Raw genomic sequence first — 17,131 nt, 5'->3', positions numbered from 1 at the left:
ATCGGACCTGTGCTGTCGGACTTGCGGCATCGGGCTTGCCCCATCGGACTTGCCCCAACGGGCTTGCATGGAACGCTTCCAAGTCTATGGTGGGTCCGCCTCCGGTGCCCCGTGCAACGACCTCAACGGCCGAGACGCCCGACCATGACCGAGACCGCCGCCCGCCCCGCTTCCCCCGACGATGTCCCGCCGGTCTTCACCCACCAGGAGATCCTGCGCGTGTTCAGCGGGGTGGCGCTGGCGATGCTGATGGCGGCAATGGACCAGACCATCGTCGCGACGGCGCTGCCGACGATGGCGAGCCAGTTCGGCGGGCTGGAGATGCTGCCCTGGGTGGTCACCGCCTATCTGCTGACCTCCACCACCACGACGCCGATCTACGGCAAGCTGTCGGACCTCTACGGCCGCAAGCGCGTGCTGCAGACGGCGATCCTGCTGTTCCTGGTCGGCTCCGTCCTGTGCGCGGCGGCGCAGAGCATGACCCAGCTGATCCTGTTCCGCGGCCTGCAGGGGCTGGGCGGCGGCGGGCTGATGTCGCTGGCCTTCACCATCATCGGCGACGTGGTGGCCCCGCGGGAGCGCGGGCGCTACCAGGGGATGATCGGCGGCGTCTTCGCGCTGGCCAGCGTCGCCGGGCCGCTGCTGGGCGGGGTCTTCACCGAGACGATCGGCTGGCACTGGATCTTCCTCATCAACCTGCCGCTGGGGGTGGCGGCCTTCGCCATGACCCGCAGCACCCTGTCGCGCCTGCCCGCCGGCCGGGCGAAGCCGCGCATCGACGTGGCGGGTGCGGCGCTGCTGACCGGTGCCGTGACCTGCCTGCTGGTCTACGCTACCCGCGGGGAGGCGATGGGCTGGGGCAGCCCGGCGGCGCTGGCCCTGCTGGCGGGGGGCCTCGCCATGCTGGCCGTCTTCCTGTGGCACGAGCGCCGGATCGACGAGCCGATCCTGCCGCTGCACCTGTTCCGCCGGCCGGTGGTCGCGGTGGCGACGCCGGTGGTCGCGGTGTCGGCGATGGTGCTGTTCGCCGGCATCGTCTATCTGCCGCTGCACCTGCAGCTGGTGCAGGGCGCCAGCGCCACCCTGTCCGGCCTGCTGCTTCTGCCGCTGGTGCTGGGCATGACCTTCGGGTCGGTCGGCGGCGGCCGGCTGATCGCGCGCACCGGGCGCTACAAGGCGTTCCCGCTGGCCGGGCTGGCGCTGTCGGGGGTTATGTACGCGCTGCTCGGCACCCTGCCGGAGCTGGCCGCCAGCGGGCTGTGGTCGACGCTGATCCTGGTGCCGCTGGGCATGGGGCTGGGTCTGGTCATGCCGGTGATGACGGTGGCCGTGCAGAATGCGGTGGAGCAGCGCGACCTGGGGGCGGCCACCGCCTCGGTCGGCTTCTTCCGTTCGCTCGGCGGCTCGGTCGGCGTGGCGGTTTTCGGCGCCGTGTTCAACGCGGTGGTGTCGGAGCGGCTGGAAGGGGCCGGCCTGTCCGGCCGTGCGGTGCTGGACCATGGCGCCGCTGCACTGGCCGACCTGCCCCCGGCCGTCCGCGGCGGGGTGGTGGCGACGCTGGAGCACGGCTTCGCCACCCTGTTCCTGCTGGCGGCGGCATTGGCGGTCGTGTCCTTCGCCATGACCCTGTTCCTGAAGGAACTGCCGCTGCGCTCCTCCCGCAACGGCCGGGGCGAGGCCGCCCCGGCGGCGGAGGGGTGACGCGTCAGGACCCGTTGCTGGGGAAATGCCTGGGCTGGCCCAGCTTGTCCTCGATGTAGAGCAGGTTGACCAGCACCAGCACGACCACGGCGATGGGCGTCGCCAGGAACATGCCGAGGACGCCGAACAGCACGCCGCCGGCGGCGATGGCGCCGATGGTGACCACCGGCGGCAGATCGACCACCTGCTTCTGCAGCAGCGGGGTGACGAGGTTCCCCTCAACCTGCTGGATGACCAGATAGAGCCCGGCGACCCACAGCGCATCCTGCGGCGACTGGGCGAAGGCGATCAGCAGGGCCGGGACGGCCGCCAGGAAGGGGCCGATCAGCGGGATGAACTCCAGCAGCCCGGCCACCATCCCCAGGGCCAGCGCCGACGGGATGCCCAGCAGCCACAGCCCGACGGCGGTCAGCGTCCCCACCGCGGCCATCGCCGCCAGCTGGCCGATCAGCCATTTCCACAGGCTGTCGCCGGCCACCTCCATCACCTCGCAGGCCCGGTCCTGCCCTTGCGGCGGCACCAGCAGCACCACGCCGCGCCGGTAGACGCCCGGCGAGGCCGCCAGATAGAGCGCCGCGAACATCACCACCACCGCGTCGCCGACGACATAGACGAGGCCGGAGGCGAAGCTGCCGAGCTGGTTCATCCAGGGCCACTCCTTGCCCTGGTCCATGATGCGCTGGCGCCATTCGTCCGGCAGCATGCCGATGGCCTTGGTCACCTGCTCCTGCAGTTGGCCGAGCTGTGCCGCCATCGAGGTGCCCATCAGCCAGCCGCCGCCGCCGACCAGCAGAACCAGCACCACCAGCACGATGGCCAGCGCCCAGCCATGGCCCAGCCCGGTCGCCCGCCGGACATAGCCGGCCAGCCGCTGCAGCAGGATGGCGAACAGCACGCCGGTGAAGATCAGCAGCAGCGTCCCCGACACCCGCCACAGGAACAGGCCAAGCGCCGCCACCCCGGCGACGATCAGCACCTTCCAGGTGAAGACGGCCAGTTCGCCGCGGCCGGCCCGCGCCGGCGGCTCCTCCTGCATCGCCGCGCCGCCGGTCCGGCCGGGCGCGGCGGCGCCCGGGGAAGCGGTCTGCTGGGCCTTGGGGCGGCTGGGTATCGCCATCTCTCGGAACTCCCGCGCTTGCGGCCGCCGGACGGACGGCCCTGGGGGAGAACGCGCGCGCCCACCCGACGTTGCGGAAAGTCGGCAGGCTAGGCCGTCGGCGGTAGTCCGAAGATGGGTATGGAAGCCGTCCGCCCCTGCCCCATATCAGGTGGGACGCCAAGGAGTCATTCTCGCTGATGTCACTTCGAAAGCCCGCCGCATGGCGGGCTTTTTTGGGGTCGAAGCGTTCAGCGCCGCGCCTCGGGCGGGAACACCAGGCTCACCCGCAGGCCCGGCGCATTGTCCTCCAGCTCCAGCCGCGCGCCGTGCAGCGTCGCCACCGCGTCGACGAGGCTCAGCCCCAGCCCGTTGCCGGGCGACGCGCGGGCGGTGTCCAGCCGGACGAAACGCTGCAACACCTTGTCGCGCATCTCCGCCGGGATGCCGGGTCCGCTGTCCGCCACCGAGATGCAGGCGGCGCGGCCGGGCGCCGGGCCTTCCAGCACCAGGGCGATGACGCCGCCTTCCGGCGTGTATTTGATGGCGTTGTCCAGCAGGTTCGACACCGCCTGGGCCAGAAGCTGGCCGTTGCCGTGCACCGTCGGCTTGCCCCGGACATCCACGCTCAACCGCTGACCGCGCTCGTCCGCCACCGGCTCATAGAGATCGGCGGCGAGTTCGACCACCTCGGCCAGATCGACCGGCACGAAATCCTGCCGCTTGGCCCCCGATTCGGCCTCCGCGATCGACAGCAGGGCGCTGAAGGTGGCGAGCAGCCGGTCGGCCTCGGCGATCGTGTCCTGCAGGACGGTGCGGTAGACCTCCGGGTCCTCGGTCTCGTGAAGCAGGGCAAGCTCGATGCGGGAGCGCAGACGGGTCAGCGGCGTGCGCAGGTCGTGGGCGACGCTGTCGGTCACCTGCCGCATCCCGGTCATCAGCCGCTCGATCCGGTCCAGCATGGCGTTCAGGTTGCCGGCCAGCCGGTCCATCTCGTCGCCGCCGCCGAAGCGCGGCACCCGGTCGCTCAGGTCGCCGCTCATGATCTGGCGGGTGGTGCGGTTGATCGCCTCGATCCGCCGCATGGCGCCGCGGCTCATCAGCAGCCCGCCCCCCAGCCCGAGCAGCGCGGTGGAGCCCAGGATCCAGCCGAGCGAGCGGAACATGCGGGCGCGCAGTTGGTCGATCTCGCTCATGTCGCGGCCGACCAGCAGGCGGAACTGCCCCGGCAGGGTGAAGGTCACGGCCTGCGCGGTCGAGGGCCGGTTGGTGACCCCGCCATAGTCGGCGACCTTGAAATGGGTCCAGCCGCTGGCGTTGGGTACCGCCGCCGGCCAGCCCGACAGGTTGCCGGCCAGGATCACCCCGGCGGCGGTGGTCAGCAGATAGATGGAGTTGTTGTTGGGGACCGCGCTGCGCGTCCGCACCACGTCCACCAGACCGGGCAGCCCGTGGATGCGGTAATGGTCCTGCAGCCCGGCGACCTCCAGCGCTATGGTCTCGCCGATCTCCTGCTCCAGGAATCCGGCGGTGGTGCGGTAGACCACGCCCAGGATCAGCCCGACCGAAAGCACGAACATCGCCAGATAGAGCAGCGCCAGCCGGAACGCGGTGGTCCGCACCAGCCGCAGGCCCGCGGCAAGGAATCCGTCCCGGCCGCCGGCCGCGCCTTCATGCTTCATACGTCACGCATCGCGAAAGCCCCGTCACCCCTCCGCCGCGCGCAGGCTGTAGCCGGCACCGCGCACGGTGTGGATCAGGGGGTGGGGAAATCCTTGTCGATCTTCTGGCGCAGGCGGGCGATGTGCACGTCGATGACGTTGGTCTGGGGATCGAAGTGATAATCCCAGACATTCTCCAGCATCATGGTCCGGGTCACCACGCTGCCGGCGTTGCGCATCAGGTACTCCAGCAGCGTGAACTCGCGCGGCAGCAGGTCGATGGCCTTGCCGGCGCGCTTCACGCTGCGCGACAGCAGGTCCAGCTCCAGGTCGCCCACCACCAGCCGGGTCTGCGGCTGCGCCGCACCCCGCCGGCGCACCAGCACCTCGATTCGGGCCAAAAGCTCGGAGAAGGCGAAGGGCTTGGTCAGGTAATCGTCGCCGCCGGCCTTCAGCCCCTTGACCCGGTCGTCCACGCTGCCCAGCGCCGACAGGAACAGCACCGGCGTGTCGTTGCCGGCCGCCCGTAGCACCTGGACCAGCGACAGCCCGTCGCGGCCGGGCAGCATGCGGTCGACGATCATCACGTCGTAATGCTCGGCACCGGCCAGAAACAGGCCCTCCTTCCCGTCGTTGGCGACGTCCACCACATGGCCCGCCTCCTTCAGCCCCTTGGCGAGATAGCTGGCGGCCTGGCGATCATCTTCAATGACGAGAATTTTCATGAGCACGAGTGTAGCCTCCCAAAACAGCCCGGCCAAGCGCGAGCGAACATTTCCCTCTCCCGCCCCGGGAGAGGGAGGGGACCCGCGCCGAAGGCGTGGGGAGGGTGAGGGGGACGGCAAGGATCAAGAAGCGCACGGATTCTCGGATCACCCCTCACCCTTCCCATGGCTTGCGCCATGGGCCCCTTCCCTCTCCCGGGGCGGGAGAGGGCGTGGGCGCCGGCCAGACTTCACATCACGCCTTCAGCTTCAACGCGACGAAGGTCTCGTTGCCCTGCCGGTTGATGAGCATCAGCACCGCTTTCCGCCCGGCCTTCTCGGCTTCGGCCACATGCTGGCGGACGTCGGCCGGGCTCTTCACCTCGGCGTCGCCGATGCGCGCGATCACGTCGCCGGGACGCACCGGCACATCGACGCTGCCGGCCAGCCCGGTCACCAGAACGCCCTGCACGTCGTCGCCGATGCCCAGGCGCTTGCGCGCCGCCTGGTCCAGCGGGGCGAGCTTCAGCCCCTTCACCGGGGCGACCTCGCCCGTCTGCTTGTCGGCGCCGCCGGTATCAGCCGACGCGACCTGCGGCTCTTCGGCAAGGCGGTCGATGCGCACCTGCACCGCCGTCTCGCGGCCGCCGCGCACCACCTTAAGCTCCACCGTGTCGCCGGGCTTGGTGTCGGCCACGTTGCGGGTCAGATCGCGCAGGCTGTTGACCGACTTGCCGGCATAGCTCAGCACCACGTCGCCCTGGCGCAGGCCGGCGCGCTGGGCCGGGCTGTCGGCGGTGACCTCGGCCACCAGCGCGCCCTTGGCGGCGGGCAGACCTACGCTGTCGGCGATGTCGGGCGTCACCTCCTGGATCTTCACGCCGAGCCAGCCGCGCTCGACCTTGCCGCTTTCCCTCAGCTGGGCCACCACATCCTTGGCAAGGTTGGACGGGATTGCGAAGCCGATGCCGACCGAACCGCCGTTGGGGGAGTAGATGGCGGTGTTGATGCCGATCACCCGGCCGGCGAGATCGAAGGTCGGGCCGCCCGAGTTGCCGCGGTTGATGGCGGCGTCGAGCTGGAAATAGTCGTCATAGGGCCCGCTGTGGATGTCGCGCCCGCGGGCCGAGACGATGCCCTTGGTGACGGTTCCGCCCAGCCCGAACGGGTTGCCGACGGCCATCACCCAGTCGCCGACGCGGGTCTTGTCGCTGTCGGCCCAGTCGACGGCGGGCAGCGGCTGTTTCGGTTCCACCTTCAGCAGGGCGATGTCGGTCTTGGCGTCGCGGCCGATCACCTTGGCCGGCATGGCGGTGCCGTCCTGCAGGGTGACGGTGATCTCGCTGGAGCCGTCGATGACATGGTTGTTGGTCACGACGAAGCCGGCCGGGTCGATGATGAAGCCGGAGCCGAGCGCGCCGCTCCTGCCGCGCGGTCCGGGACGCTGGTCGTCCTGGTCGCCGCCGGGACCGCCGTCCCGGCCCATCTGGTCCTGGAACTGGCGGAAGAACTCCTCGAAGGGCGAGCCGGGCGGGAAGCCGGGGATGCCGGGGCCGCGCTGCGCCCGCGGTTCGGCCTTGGCCTCCTGGGTGGCGGCGATGTTGACGACGGCGGGGCTGACCTTGGCGGCGAGGTCGGCGAAGCTGGACGGCGTGTCCTGCACCACGGCCACGGCCGGCGGTGCGGCGGCTTGCTGCGCGTGCGACGCAGCCCATCCGGCCAGCGCCGGCCCCGTCAGCACGGTGGAGCCCAGCAGCAGGGCGGCCACGGTGCGGCGCAGCCGGTTCGGACGGTTCAGCGTGGTGGAGGGGGTGGTGGTCATGACGGCGGCACTCCAGTGATTCGGTTCCGGCTGCCCGGTGTTGTCCCCAATCTAGGAAGCCGCCGTTCACCGCCGCCTTGCGACCGGATGAAAGATATTTCAGGCAGGCCGAGCAAATCGTACCCGGCACCTCATTCCCCGTGCCTCACTCCCCCAGCAGATGCAGCGCGATCTCCCGCCGGTGCGGGCGGGCGCGATGTTCGAACAGGTAGATGCCCTGCCAAGTGCCCAGCACCGGCTCCCCGTCCATCACCGGGATCGACAGGCTGACGCCGGTCAGCGCGGAGCGGATATGTGCCGGCATGTCGTCCGGCCCCTCGGTGGTGTGGTCGTAGAGCGACGGGTCCTCCGCCACCAGACGGCGGAAGAAGCGCAGCAGGTCGGCCTGCACGTCGGGGTCGGCGTTCTCCTGGATGGTCAGGGACGCAGAGGTGTGGCGGCAGAAGACCGTCAGCAGGCCGGTGGCCATCCCCTGCTCCGCCACCCAGCGCCGTATCGGGGCCGTCACCTCGACCAGTCCGGCGCCGCGGGTGGGGATCGTCAGGGTCGTGGCGGCTTGTCGCATGGGATCTGTCCTCGTCGTGGAGTTCGCCGGCTTGGTTCCGGGCGTCAGCATTACCAGATGTGTCTGCCCGGCCGCTGCGCCGGGATCGCGAACGGGCGGGATTGCGGAAGAGGAAGACGGCGCATGGACATCACCGGCACCCACAGCGTCCCCGGGCCGCGCGACCGCGTGTTCGCGGCGCTCTGCGACCCGGCGGTGCTGATGCGCTGCATCCCCGTTCTGGAAGAGATGGAGCGGCTGTCCCCCACCGACTATGCCGCGCGGGTGCGCACCACGCTGGGGCCGATGAAGGCGCGCTTCTCCGGCCGGCTGAAACTGGAACCGGAGGATGGTCCCCACCGCTACCGGCTGATCGCCCAGGGCAACGGCGGGCTGGCCGGCGCCGTGAAGGGCGAGGCGCTGGTGGTTCTGGAGGAGGATGGCGGGCGCACCCTGCTGACCTACAGCCTGACGGTGGCGCTGGGCGGTGCGGTCGGCCGGCTGGCGGTGAAGCTGGTGCAGGCCAAGACCGACCGGGTGCTGGCCGGCTTCTTCGAACGCTTCGCCGAGGAGATCGGCGCCCGCCCGGATTGAGACGCCAGGAGAATGCGGCGCAATGCCGCAGGCCGGAGGGCCGCACAGCGCCTTTCGCACATGCAGCATCCTGGGTCAGGATGACAGGCGTCGCGGGTGCTTCCAGCCGGTGGAGATGGACATGTCCAAGCTCTCAGCCCATTCGCCTGCCTGCGGTCCGGATTGCACCGACCCGGACGATCCCGCCGCCGACGGCATGATCTTCGGCCGAATCCTCGCCATCGCCGCCGAGGACGGGACGCGGACGATGCTCCAGGCGCTCGCCCTGACCAAGGCCGACCTTGCGGAGATGGCCGCCCGCCACGCTCCGCAGTTCGCCGCCGCGGTCGCATCGCTGCCCGACCGGCCGGAAACCGGTGAGGATGCCATCGAGGAGGCCGACCTGCGCGCTTTCCTGGCCGACCATGGCGCGCGCGGGACGGACGAGGAGCGCTGGCTGGCCGCCATCCTCGCCCGCCGGTCGCTGGAGCCGAACCATCTGTGGCAGGACATGGGGTTCCACCATCGCGGCGAGTTGAACACGATGTTCCGCCGCCATTTCCCGGCCCTGGTGGCGCTGAACGCCGGCGACATGAAGTGGAAGAAGTTCTTCTACCGGCAGCTTTGCGAGCGCGAGGGGCTGATGCTGTGCAAATCACCCAACTGCGAGGTTTGCGACGACGTGGAGGTCTGCTTCGGCGAGGAGACCGGCGATCCGCTGGCGACCCTGTCGCGCCTCGCCCGCGCCGGATGAGCGGCCTCAACGCGGTTGGGCGCCCAGATCCTCGAAGGCCAGTCCCTTGTCGGTGCGGCGGAAGCGTCCCTTGCCGTTGACGGTCAGCGGCGGCTGCCCCGGCTGCGGCACGAAGGTGGCGGCGTAGTAGCAGTCATACTGCCCGCTGCCGTCCTGTCCGTTCTTCAGCTTCGCCTCGACGCAGCCCTGCTTGCGGAAATTGTCGAAGGCGCGGAAGGCGCTGTTGCCCTGCCGCTCCAGCGTGCGGCGGGTGTATGATTCCACCAGCTTGCGCATGTCGCCCTCCGACGGCTCTCCGGAGCAGGCCGTCAGGACAAGCGCGAGGACCAGGATGCCCGGACGTCCCCTCACCGCCCCCCAGCAGCCTGTCCACCCGCTCCTTCAGCGCGGCGAAGGACGGGGGCTTAACCACGAAGCCGTTGACGCCCAGCGCCATCGCCTGCTTCACGATCTCGGATTCGGTGTGGTTGGTCAGGAACACCACCGGGGCGCGCGGGTTGGCGGCGTCGGTGCTGGCGCGCAGGTGAGCCAGGAACTGCAGGCCGGAGACCGGCTTCATGTCGATGTCGCAGACGATCAGGTCGGGATTGACACGGATGCATTCATACATCGCCGACTCGCCGTTGTCGGCCTCCGCCACGTCGCGGAAGCCGATCTGGCCCAGGATCTGGACGATGGTACGGCGGACGAAGGGCTGGTCCTCCACCACCAGGATGCGGTGCCGGGAGTAGTCGATCGCCTGCGTGTCCATCCCCGATCCTCCAGCCAAGTCGCCGCCTTCCACTGATACCGTCCGAACCGACGGCGGGCAACCGATGGTCGGTTACCGGCAAGTGGAATATGGTTTTAGACCTGTAAAGTTTTCGACAATTTGCGTCGGCCCCGCATCAACCGCCCGCCGCCGACCGGCCGGGAAACAGGCGGTCCAGCACGGCGCCCAGCCGGTCCATGGTCAGCGGCTTGTGCAGGCAGTCGTCCATCCCGGCGGCGCGGCACTGCGCGTCGTCCTCCGCATCGGTGCCGGCGGTCAGCGCCACGATCGGCACGCGGCCCGCCTGACCCGGCAGCGCACGGATGGCCCGCGTCGCCTCGTGACCATCCATCACCGGCATCTGCACGTCCATCACGATCAGGTCGAATCGCCCTGCGGTCGCCGCGGCAAGCCCCTGCGCTCCATCCTCCGCCGTCGTCACCACATGGCCCAGCGACTTGAAGAAGCCCGCGGCGACCAGCCGGCCGATCGGGTTGTCCTCCACCAGCAGGACCGAAAGGGCGCCCTTCGGCGCAAGGGGACGTCCCGGCAACTGCACGGGAATGCGGACGGCCAGCCATTCCCCGGCAGTGCCTTCGGCAGCGGCGCCGTCGACGGGCAGGCGACCGCCCAGACGCTGCACAAGCGGCCCGGCCGCCGCCAGCGCCAGTGGGCGCAGCCGCGGCGCGCCCCGGCGGCGGATGGCCAGCTCGGCCCCCTCCCCCGTCGGCGGAAGGGAGAGCGACAGCTCCGCCCCCGCCTCCACCGTCAGCAGGGCCAGCAGGGAGCGCAAGCCGCCCCCATCGCCGACGAACTGCCGGTCGGCGCCCCCTTCCACCACGACCGTCTTGGCGCCGGCCGTCAGGCCGCCAAGCGTCAGCGTCTCGGCCTTCGGGAGTCCCGATGGCGGCGGACGCAGGGCCGGCAGCGTCGCGCGCAGGGCGGTGCCCGCCGCCCGAACCGCGGTCAGCCGGTCCTGCTGGCTCGGCAGCAGCGGCGATTCCAGTGCGGCGGCGGTCAGCGCCATCATAGGGTCGAGCGCGGCCGCCACCGCGGATTCCGCGGCGTCGAACAGCGCCATGGCCTCACCCCGCATCCGCTCCGCGGCGGCGGCGGCCGCGCGCAGCCGGTTCTCCCGCGCCTGACGCCGGCGGGCGGCGGCGACGGCAAGGCGCAGGGTGGCGGCGTCGCCGGCCGGCAGCGCGTCCTGCGCCCCGGCAGCGATGCAGGACTGCGCGGCATCCTCCTGCCCGTCCGGCAGCAGAACCAGAATCGCGGGGGCCGGGTCCAGCCGGGCCAGCGCCTCGATTGCGGCCAGGGTGGGGGCAAACGTGGCGGCGAGACGGGTGTCGATGCCGGGGGCGTCGATCACCACCACGCCTCCCTCGGCCGCGGCACCGGCGTCGCGCAGGCGGTCCGATGCCTCCTCCGCCGTTTCCACACGCCGGGGAATGCCGCCCAGCGCGACGGCAAGCAGCCGTGCGCGGTACGCGTCGCCGCCGACCAGCAGCACCGCCCCCGGGCCGGTGATTTCGGTCGTCATTCCTTCGGCCATTTTCCCTCGGACATGCCGTCAGCTCGCGATGGAGGTGGAAATCGATGCGGTGGCGAAGGCTGGACCGGGATAGCCGTCGGTGACGACGACCCGGTTGCGGCCCAGCGACTTCGCCTCGTACAGCGCGCGGTCGGCGCGGCCCAGGGCGCGTTCGATGCTGGCATCCTCGTCGCCGCACATGGCGACGCCGATGCTGACCGTCATGCGCAGGGTTGCGCCGCCTGATTGGCCGCCGGACTGCAGCGGCACGTCAGCCAGGGCCAGACGCTGGCGCAGCCGTTCCGCCACCTCGGCCGCCGACGCCAGCGGGGTTTCGGGCAGGATGATCGCGAACTCCTCGCCGCCCAGCCGGCCGATATGGTCGGTGTCGCGCAGTTCGCAGCGGCAGACCTCCGCCAGCCGGACCAGCGCCGCATCGCCGACGGCATGGCCGTGGGTGTCGTTGATCGCCTTGAAGCGGTCGATGTCCAGCATCAGCACCGACACCGGCCGGCCATAGCGGCGCAGCCGCGCCATCTCGACCTCCGCCAGCTCCATGAAGCGGCGGCGGTTGTTCAGCCCGGTCAGCGGATCGGTGGTCGCCATGCGGCGAAGCTCGCTCTCCACCCGCTTGCGCTCGGACACGTCGCGGATGACGGCGGTGAACAGCAGGCCGCGGGCATGGTGCAGCTTGGCGATCGACACCTCGGCCGGGAACTCCCGGCCGTCGGCGGTCAGCCCCTGCACCTCGCGCCGGTTGGTCATCACCCGCGCCTGCATCTCCGACACGGTGAAATCGGCGATGTGCGCCTCGTGGTCGGGACGGAAGCGCTCGGGGATCAGCAGCGACAGCGGCCGGCCCAGGATGTCGTCGGCATCGTAGCCGAACAGGCTTTCCGCCGCGCGGTTGAACAAGGTGATGTTCAGGTTCTCGTCGGTGGTCAGGATGGCGTCCTGCGCCAGCCCGATGATGCCCTGCAGCCGCTCCTCCGACAGGCGCAGCTCCTCCTCCAGCCTTTTCCGGGCCATGGCGTGCTGGACGGCGCGCCACATAAGCGGCCCGTCGGTCTGCCCCTTCACCAGATAGTCCTGGGCGCCGTGGGCCAGGATCTCCAGCGCGAAATCCTCGTCGTCGTAACCGGTCAGCACCACCAGCGGCAGCGACGGCGCGTCGGCATGCAGGCGGGTCACCGTCTCCAGCCCGAAGCTGTCGGGCAGCGACAGGTCGAGCAGCACCACGTCGCAGGCGTTGCGGTGCAGCCAGGCCCGCGCCTCCTTCAGCGAGGTTGCGCGCGCCACGCTGGAGCGGCGGGCATAGGGCGTCAGCGACCGGGTGACCAGACGCGCGTCGGCGTCGTCATCCTCGACCAGCAGGATGGCGGTGCGCCCCTCCTCCGGCTCCGGGGCGTGGGAGGGGGCGAACTTGGCGGGTAAGGCGATGGACATGGCTGGCCTCCTTCACCGCGGCAGCCGGACGACGCGGAACCAGTATTCCTCGATGCTCTTCACCGCATCGAAGAAGGCGTCCATGTCCATCGGCTTGGTGATGAAGCTGTTGGCGCCCAGCAGGTAGCTGGCGTTCACGTCGCGGTCGACGTCGGAAGTGGTGAGGATCACCACCGGAATGGTCTTCAGCTCGTCGTCGGCCTTCATCTCCTGCAGCACCTCGCGGCCGTCCATGCGCGGCATGTTCAGGTCCAGCAGGATCAGGTCGGGCCGGGCGGCGCCGGCGAAGGGACCCCGGCGGCGCAGATACTCCATCGCCTCCACCCCGTCGCGGACATGGGCGACGTTGCACAGGATGCGGCCGTCGCGCAGGGCGCGCTTGGCGAGGCCGGCGTCCGCCGGATCGTCCTCGACCAGCAGGATCTCGAAGGGAGTCGTCAGGTCCTGCATCAGGGGAATCCTCGGAAGGCGGGGTGTGGCAGATGGATGGAGAAGGTGCTGCCGACGCCGGGGCTGGAGGTGACGGTGATGCGGCCGCCCAGCCGCTCCACCATCTTGCGGGCGATGGCCAGCCCCATGCCGGTGCCGGGATGCTCGTCCCGCGGATGCAGGCGGCGGAACACCTCGAAGATCTGGTCGCGGTAGCGGGGCTCGATGCCGATGCCGTTGTCGCGCACGTCGATGACGTCATAGCCGTCAACGCGCCGGCCGGAGACATGCACCTCCGCCGCGCGGTAGGGATGGCGGTATTCGACCGCATTGGCGATCAGCACGATGAAGATCTCGCGCAGGCGCCGCTCGTCCGCCTGCACCGCCGGCAGATCGCCCACGGTGACGGTGGCGCCGGCATCGGCGATGCGCCGCTTCAGCGCGACCAGCGCCCCCTGCAGCGCATCCCCGGCCGCGACCGTGCCGCAGCCGAGCGGCACCCGATCCTCCGCCAGGAACAGCTGGACGTCGCGCAGAAGCATCTTCAGCCGCCCGGCCCCGTCGACGATCTCGCGGATGAAGCCGGCGCTCTCCTCGTCCAGCCTGCCCTTCTGCTGCTTTTCCAGAAGCTGGGCATAGCTGGCGATGGCGCGCAGCGGCTCCTGCAGGTCGTGGGCGGCGGCATAGGCGAACTGCTCCAGCTCGCTCTTGGCGCGGCCCAGCTCGGCGGTGCGCAGGTCGACCTGCCGTTCCAGCGTGTAGCGGCGGCTGACCGCCATGAAGGCCAGCGCCTCGATCAGCAGGGCCAGCAGCAGGAAGGCCGCCTGGAAGCCGCGGAAGGTCGGATCGGCATAGGCCAGCCCTTCCCAGCTGCTGCGCGGGGCAAGCGCCAGTTCCCAATGGCCGTCCGGCAGGTTGATCCGCTCCAGCAGCGGGTCGCCTTTCAGCGCCAGCGCGTCGCCCGCCACCTGCTGGCCGGTGTCGGTCACGATGGCGAAGACCAGATGCGGAGGAACCCGGTCGAACCGCACCTCGTTCAGGATGGCGCCGACGTCGAACACGAGGCCCACCGCCCCCAGGGCTTGCCCGGCCCATAGACGATCTGCCGGGCGATCATCCCCTGCCCGCCCTGGAGCAGCGTGACCGGGCCGTGGATGGTCACGTCGCGGCTGATGATGGCGCGCTGCACCGTTTCGGCGAAGCCGGGGCGCGCATCCTTCAGCAGGTCGTTGCCCAGCACCTTCTCGTTGCCCTCGACCGGATAGACCATGCGGACCACGAAGCCCGGCGCGGCGGATACGTTGCGCACGCCCACCACCGACCGCCGCAGCCCCTCGGCATAGCGCGGAAACTGTTCGATCAGGCTGCCGGCGGCGGCGGCCACCTCGACGAAGGCGGTCAGGCCGCGAACCAGGGCGAGGCGCTCGTTCAGCGCGCTGGACAGGGTGCTGGCCATCGACGACGCGGCGAGCGCCGCGGTCGCCCGGTGTTCGGCCACCAGGACGCGGACATAGACGTCGCCCATCCACAGATAGGCCAGCGCCAGCACCAGCGTCACCGCGGCCTGCACGGCGGCAGCCTTCCAGATCCGCCTGCCGCCCGCGGTCAGCCGGCGCAGGACGGCCGGCACCGGCGGGCGCGGCGTGGTCAGGGGTTCGGCCGTCATCGCCGCTCCCCGGGCTCCGCGTCCCCGTCGGCCAGGGCGGGCAGGACCATGCGGAACAGGCTGCCGCAGGGCTGCCCCTGCGCGTCGCGCAGGTCGTCGTCCGGCGGGCCTTCCACCCACAGCCGGCCGCCGTGATGCTCGACCACCTTCTTGCAGACCGCCAGCCCGACGCCGGTGCCCTCATATTCGTCGCGCCGGTGCAGCCGCTGGAAGATGCCGAAGACGCGGTCGCGGTCCTCCGCGGCAATGCCGATGCCGTTGTCGCGGATGTCCACGCACACCGCCGGGGCGCTCCCCTGCCGGCCCCCCTGCCGGTCCAAAGCCACGGTGACGCGCACCACCGGCGGACGGCCGGGCTCCCGGTACTTCACCGCGTTGCCGATCAGGTTCTGGAACAGCCGCATCAGTTCGTTGTTGTCGCCGGCCACCGCAGGCAGCGCGCCGCCGTCCAGCCCCTCCACCGTGACCGTGGCCCCGGCATCCTGGACCGCGACCTCCAGGTTCAGCAGCGCCAGCCGCAGCGGCTCGTCCAGCGGCACCGGCCGGAAGGGCTTGGCCTTGCGCCCGACCCGCGAGTATTCCAGCAGGTCGACGATCAGCCGGTCCATGCGCTGGGTGCCGTCGCGGGCGAAGTCGATGCATTCCCGCGCCTCCTCGTCCAGCGACTTGCCCATGCCCCGTTCCAGCAGGGTCAGGTAGCTGGTGATGACGCGCAGCGGCTGGCGCAGGTCGTGGGAGGCGACATAGGCGAAGGCCTCCAGCTCGGCGTTGGACCGCTCCAGCTCGCGGGTCTTGCCGCGCAGCGCCTCCTCCGCGATGCAGCGTTCGGTGATGTCGTGGATCAGCGACATCAGCAGAGTGCGTCCGTGGACGACGATGTTGCTGATGTAGACCTCGACATCGCGGACGTCGCCGGAGGCCAGCCGGTGGCGGAACTGGAATTGCTTGCGTTCGGCGTTGTGGGCCTGACGCAGCTCCCGCTCCACCTCCGCCTGCGGGGCCACGTTGATGTCCTGGATGCGCATGCTGCGCAGCCGGTCGAGCGGATGGCCGTAGAACTGCGCCGCCGCCGGGTTGGCATCGACGATCCGCCCGTCCGCCGGGTCGATCAGCAGCTTCACCGCGCAGCTGGCGACGAAGATCTGCTCGAACAGCTGCTGGCGTTCCAGCAGGGCCTGCTCGGCATGCTTGCGCTCGCTGATGTCCATCACCGCGCCGACGATGCCGGCCGGCTTGCCGCCGGTGCGGCAATAGACGGCCTTGGAGAACAGCACCTCACGCAGCGTTCCGTCGGCGCAGCGCAGCTGGGTCTCGTAGCTCTGCGGCATCTGGTCGGCCAGCAGCGCCCGGTCGACCGCCTCGTCGGCCTCTGCGACATGCGGCGGGGCGAGATCGGAGACGGTGCGGCCGAACAGCGCCTGCCGGTCGATGCCCATCCAGCGTTCGAAGGCGCTGTTGGCGTCGACGTAATGGCCCATGACGTCCTGGACGAAGATCGGCACCGGCACCGTGTCCAGCAGCACGCGCTGGAAGCCGGCGCGGTCGTTCAGCGCCTGTTCGGCGCGCCAGCGGACCGTGACGTCCTCCACCACCCAGACATAGCCGCGGGCCGGGTCCCCCGCCTTGACCGGCCGGCCGATCAGGCGGCAGCGGATGCCGGCGCCGTCGGCCCGGCGCATCGCCACCTCTTCGTCGAACTGGCCGCCCGACAGCATCCGCGGATAGGCGCGCCGCCCGATATCCTCGAACACCCGGTCATCGCCGTAGATGATGCGGGCGCTCGACCCGACGATGTCCTCCATCCGGTGCTGGAAGGTGGCGGTCACTGCCTTGTTGACCCGGCGGATCACCCGGTCGCCATCGACCAGCAGCACGCCCACCGGCGCGTTGTCGAGGATGGCGTCCAGCTGCAGCCGGCTTTCGGCCAGCTCCTCCTCCACCCGCTTGCGGGCGGTGACGTCGACATGGGTCCCGATCATGCGGCGCGGCCGGCCTTCCGCATCCCAGGCCACCACCCGGCCACGGTCGAGGATCCACAGCCACTCCCCCGATTTGGCGCGAACGCGGTGTTCGCACTCGTAGAAGGGCCGTTCGCCCGAGAAATGCGCCTGCAGCGCCGCCTGGACCAGCGGCAGATCCTCCGGATGGACGCGGGAGCACCAGAAATCGAGATGCGGCGGCACCTCCCCCGGCGAGAAGCCCAGCATCGTCTGCCAGCCCGGACTGTACCAGACGGCATCGGTCGCCAGATCCCAGTCCCAAATCCCGTCGCCGGCGGCGTCGGTCGCAAGGTGCAGGCGGGGAACCGCCGCGTCCTGCCTGCCGCGGCGCCATTTCAGGCGGGGGCGGAGCTTCTGCGAGGCGTCGCCTGGCGTCGCCCCGGCCTGCGGCGGGGCGTGCAGTGTGGATGCTTCGACCATGGTTGCGGCCGGACCTCGTTTCCATTCACC

14 protein-coding genes and 2 pseudogenes are annotated in these 17,131 nt (G+C 70.6%); 3 read left to right on the top strand and 13 right to left on the bottom strand.

The genetic code is table 11. The annotated features are described in order from the left end of the window. Positions 1 to 144: 144 nt before the first annotated feature. Positions 145 to 1,701 (top strand): MDR family MFS transporter, encoded by a 1,557-nt coding sequence (locus AB8P05_RS00760; protein ID WP_472758417.1) that lies wholly within the window; start codon positions 145 to 147, stop codon positions 1,699 to 1,701. A 4-nt stretch (positions 1,702 to 1,705) separates the two neighbouring features. On the opposite strand, the gene AB8P05_RS00755 is transcribed toward AB8P05_RS00760, so the two are convergent. The 5 genes and pseudogenes from AB8P05_RS00755 to AB8P05_RS00735 form a co-directional block, all read right to left on the bottom strand. After that, complete coding sequence (locus tag AB8P05_RS00755; protein WP_472758416.1) at positions 1,706 to 2,818, bottom strand: AI-2E family transporter; 1,113 nt, start codon at positions 2,816 to 2,818, stop codon at positions 1,706 to 1,708. Positions 2,819 to 3,048: 230 nt separating this feature from the next. Further along, complete coding sequence (locus AB8P05_RS00750) at positions 3,049 to 4,479, bottom strand: sensor histidine kinase (protein WP_472758415.1); 1,431 nt, start codon at positions 4,477 to 4,479, stop codon at positions 3,049 to 3,051. 24 nt (positions 4,480 to 4,503) lie between these two features. Further along, positions 4,504 to 5,183 (bottom strand): annotated as a pseudogene (locus AB8P05_RS00745) (winged helix-turn-helix domain-containing protein). Positions 5,184 to 5,418: 235 nt separating this feature from the next. Continuing rightward, complete coding sequence (locus tag AB8P05_RS00740; RefSeq protein WP_472758414.1) at positions 5,419 to 6,984, bottom strand: DegQ family serine endoprotease; 1,566 nt, start codon at positions 6,982 to 6,984, stop codon at positions 5,419 to 5,421. 145 nt (positions 6,985 to 7,129) lie between these two features. Beyond that, complete coding sequence (locus AB8P05_RS00735) at positions 7,130 to 7,549, bottom strand: secondary thiamine-phosphate synthase enzyme YjbQ (protein ID WP_472758413.1); 420 nt, start codon at positions 7,547 to 7,549, stop codon at positions 7,130 to 7,132. 123 nt (positions 7,550 to 7,672) lie between these two features. Between AB8P05_RS00735 and AB8P05_RS00730 the strand changes: the two genes are divergently transcribed. After that, entirely contained in the window at positions 7,673 to 8,122 is a 450-nt protein-coding gene (locus AB8P05_RS00730) for a CoxG family protein (protein WP_472758412.1), read from the top strand. Positions 8,123 to 8,243: 121 nt separating this feature from the next. Beyond that, positions 8,244 to 8,855 carry a nitrogen fixation protein NifQ gene (locus AB8P05_RS00725; RefSeq protein ID WP_472758411.1) on the top strand — a complete coding sequence of 204 codons (612 nt, stop codon included), beginning with the start codon at positions 8,244 to 8,246 and terminating at the stop codon, positions 8,853 to 8,855. A gap of 6 nt (positions 8,856 to 8,861) precedes the next feature. On the opposite strand, the gene AB8P05_RS00720 is transcribed toward AB8P05_RS00725, so the two are convergent. The 8 genes and pseudogenes from AB8P05_RS00720 to AB8P05_RS00685 form a co-directional block, all read right to left on the bottom strand. Beyond that, positions 8,862 to 9,131, bottom strand: a complete 270-nt coding sequence (locus AB8P05_RS00720; protein WP_472759359.1) for a hypothetical protein — start codon at positions 9,129 to 9,131, stop codon at positions 8,862 to 8,864. Positions 9,132 to 9,285: 154 nt separating this feature from the next. After that, positions 9,286 to 9,606: pseudogene (locus AB8P05_RS00715) on the bottom strand (response regulator transcription factor); the annotation flags it as partial. A gap of 136 nt (positions 9,607 to 9,742) precedes the next feature. Further along, positions 9,743 to 11,149, bottom strand: coding sequence for a response regulator (locus tag AB8P05_RS00710; protein ID WP_472758410.1), 1,407 nt, complete (start codon positions 11,147 to 11,149; stop codon positions 9,743 to 9,745). Positions 11,150 to 11,179: 30 nt separating this feature from the next. Then, the gene (locus tag AB8P05_RS00705) at positions 11,180 to 12,586 is read right to left on the bottom strand and encodes a diguanylate cyclase (protein ID WP_472758409.1); all 1,407 of its coding nucleotides are present in this window, start codon (positions 12,584 to 12,586) and stop codon (positions 11,180 to 11,182) included. A gap of 12 nt (positions 12,587 to 12,598) precedes the next feature. After that, positions 12,599 to 13,036 (bottom strand): response regulator, encoded by a 438-nt coding sequence (locus tag AB8P05_RS00700; RefSeq protein WP_472758408.1) that lies wholly within the window; start codon positions 13,034 to 13,036, stop codon positions 12,599 to 12,601. Next, positions 13,036 to 14,076, bottom strand: a complete 1,041-nt coding sequence (locus AB8P05_RS00695) for a sensor histidine kinase (protein WP_472758407.1) — start codon at positions 14,074 to 14,076, stop codon at positions 13,036 to 13,038. The genes AB8P05_RS00700 and AB8P05_RS00695 overlap by 1 nt, the downstream gene beginning before the upstream one ends. Beyond that, entirely contained in the window at positions 14,052 to 14,681 is a 630-nt protein-coding gene (locus AB8P05_RS00690) for a CHASE domain-containing protein (protein WP_472758406.1), read from the bottom strand. Before AB8P05_RS00690 ends, AB8P05_RS00695 begins: the two co-directional genes overlap by 25 nt. Beyond that, entirely contained in the window at positions 14,678 to 17,101 is a 2,424-nt protein-coding gene (locus tag AB8P05_RS00685; protein ID WP_472758405.1) for a PAS domain-containing sensor histidine kinase, read from the bottom strand. Before AB8P05_RS00685 ends, AB8P05_RS00690 begins: the two co-directional genes overlap by 4 nt. Positions 17,102 to 17,131: the final 30 nt, after the last annotated feature.

Source organism: Azospirillum sp. VT-I1 (assembly GCF_055698305.1).
The sequence above is the reverse complement of the archived record's forward strand: the minus strand, read 5'-3'. Positions and strand labels throughout refer to the sequence as shown.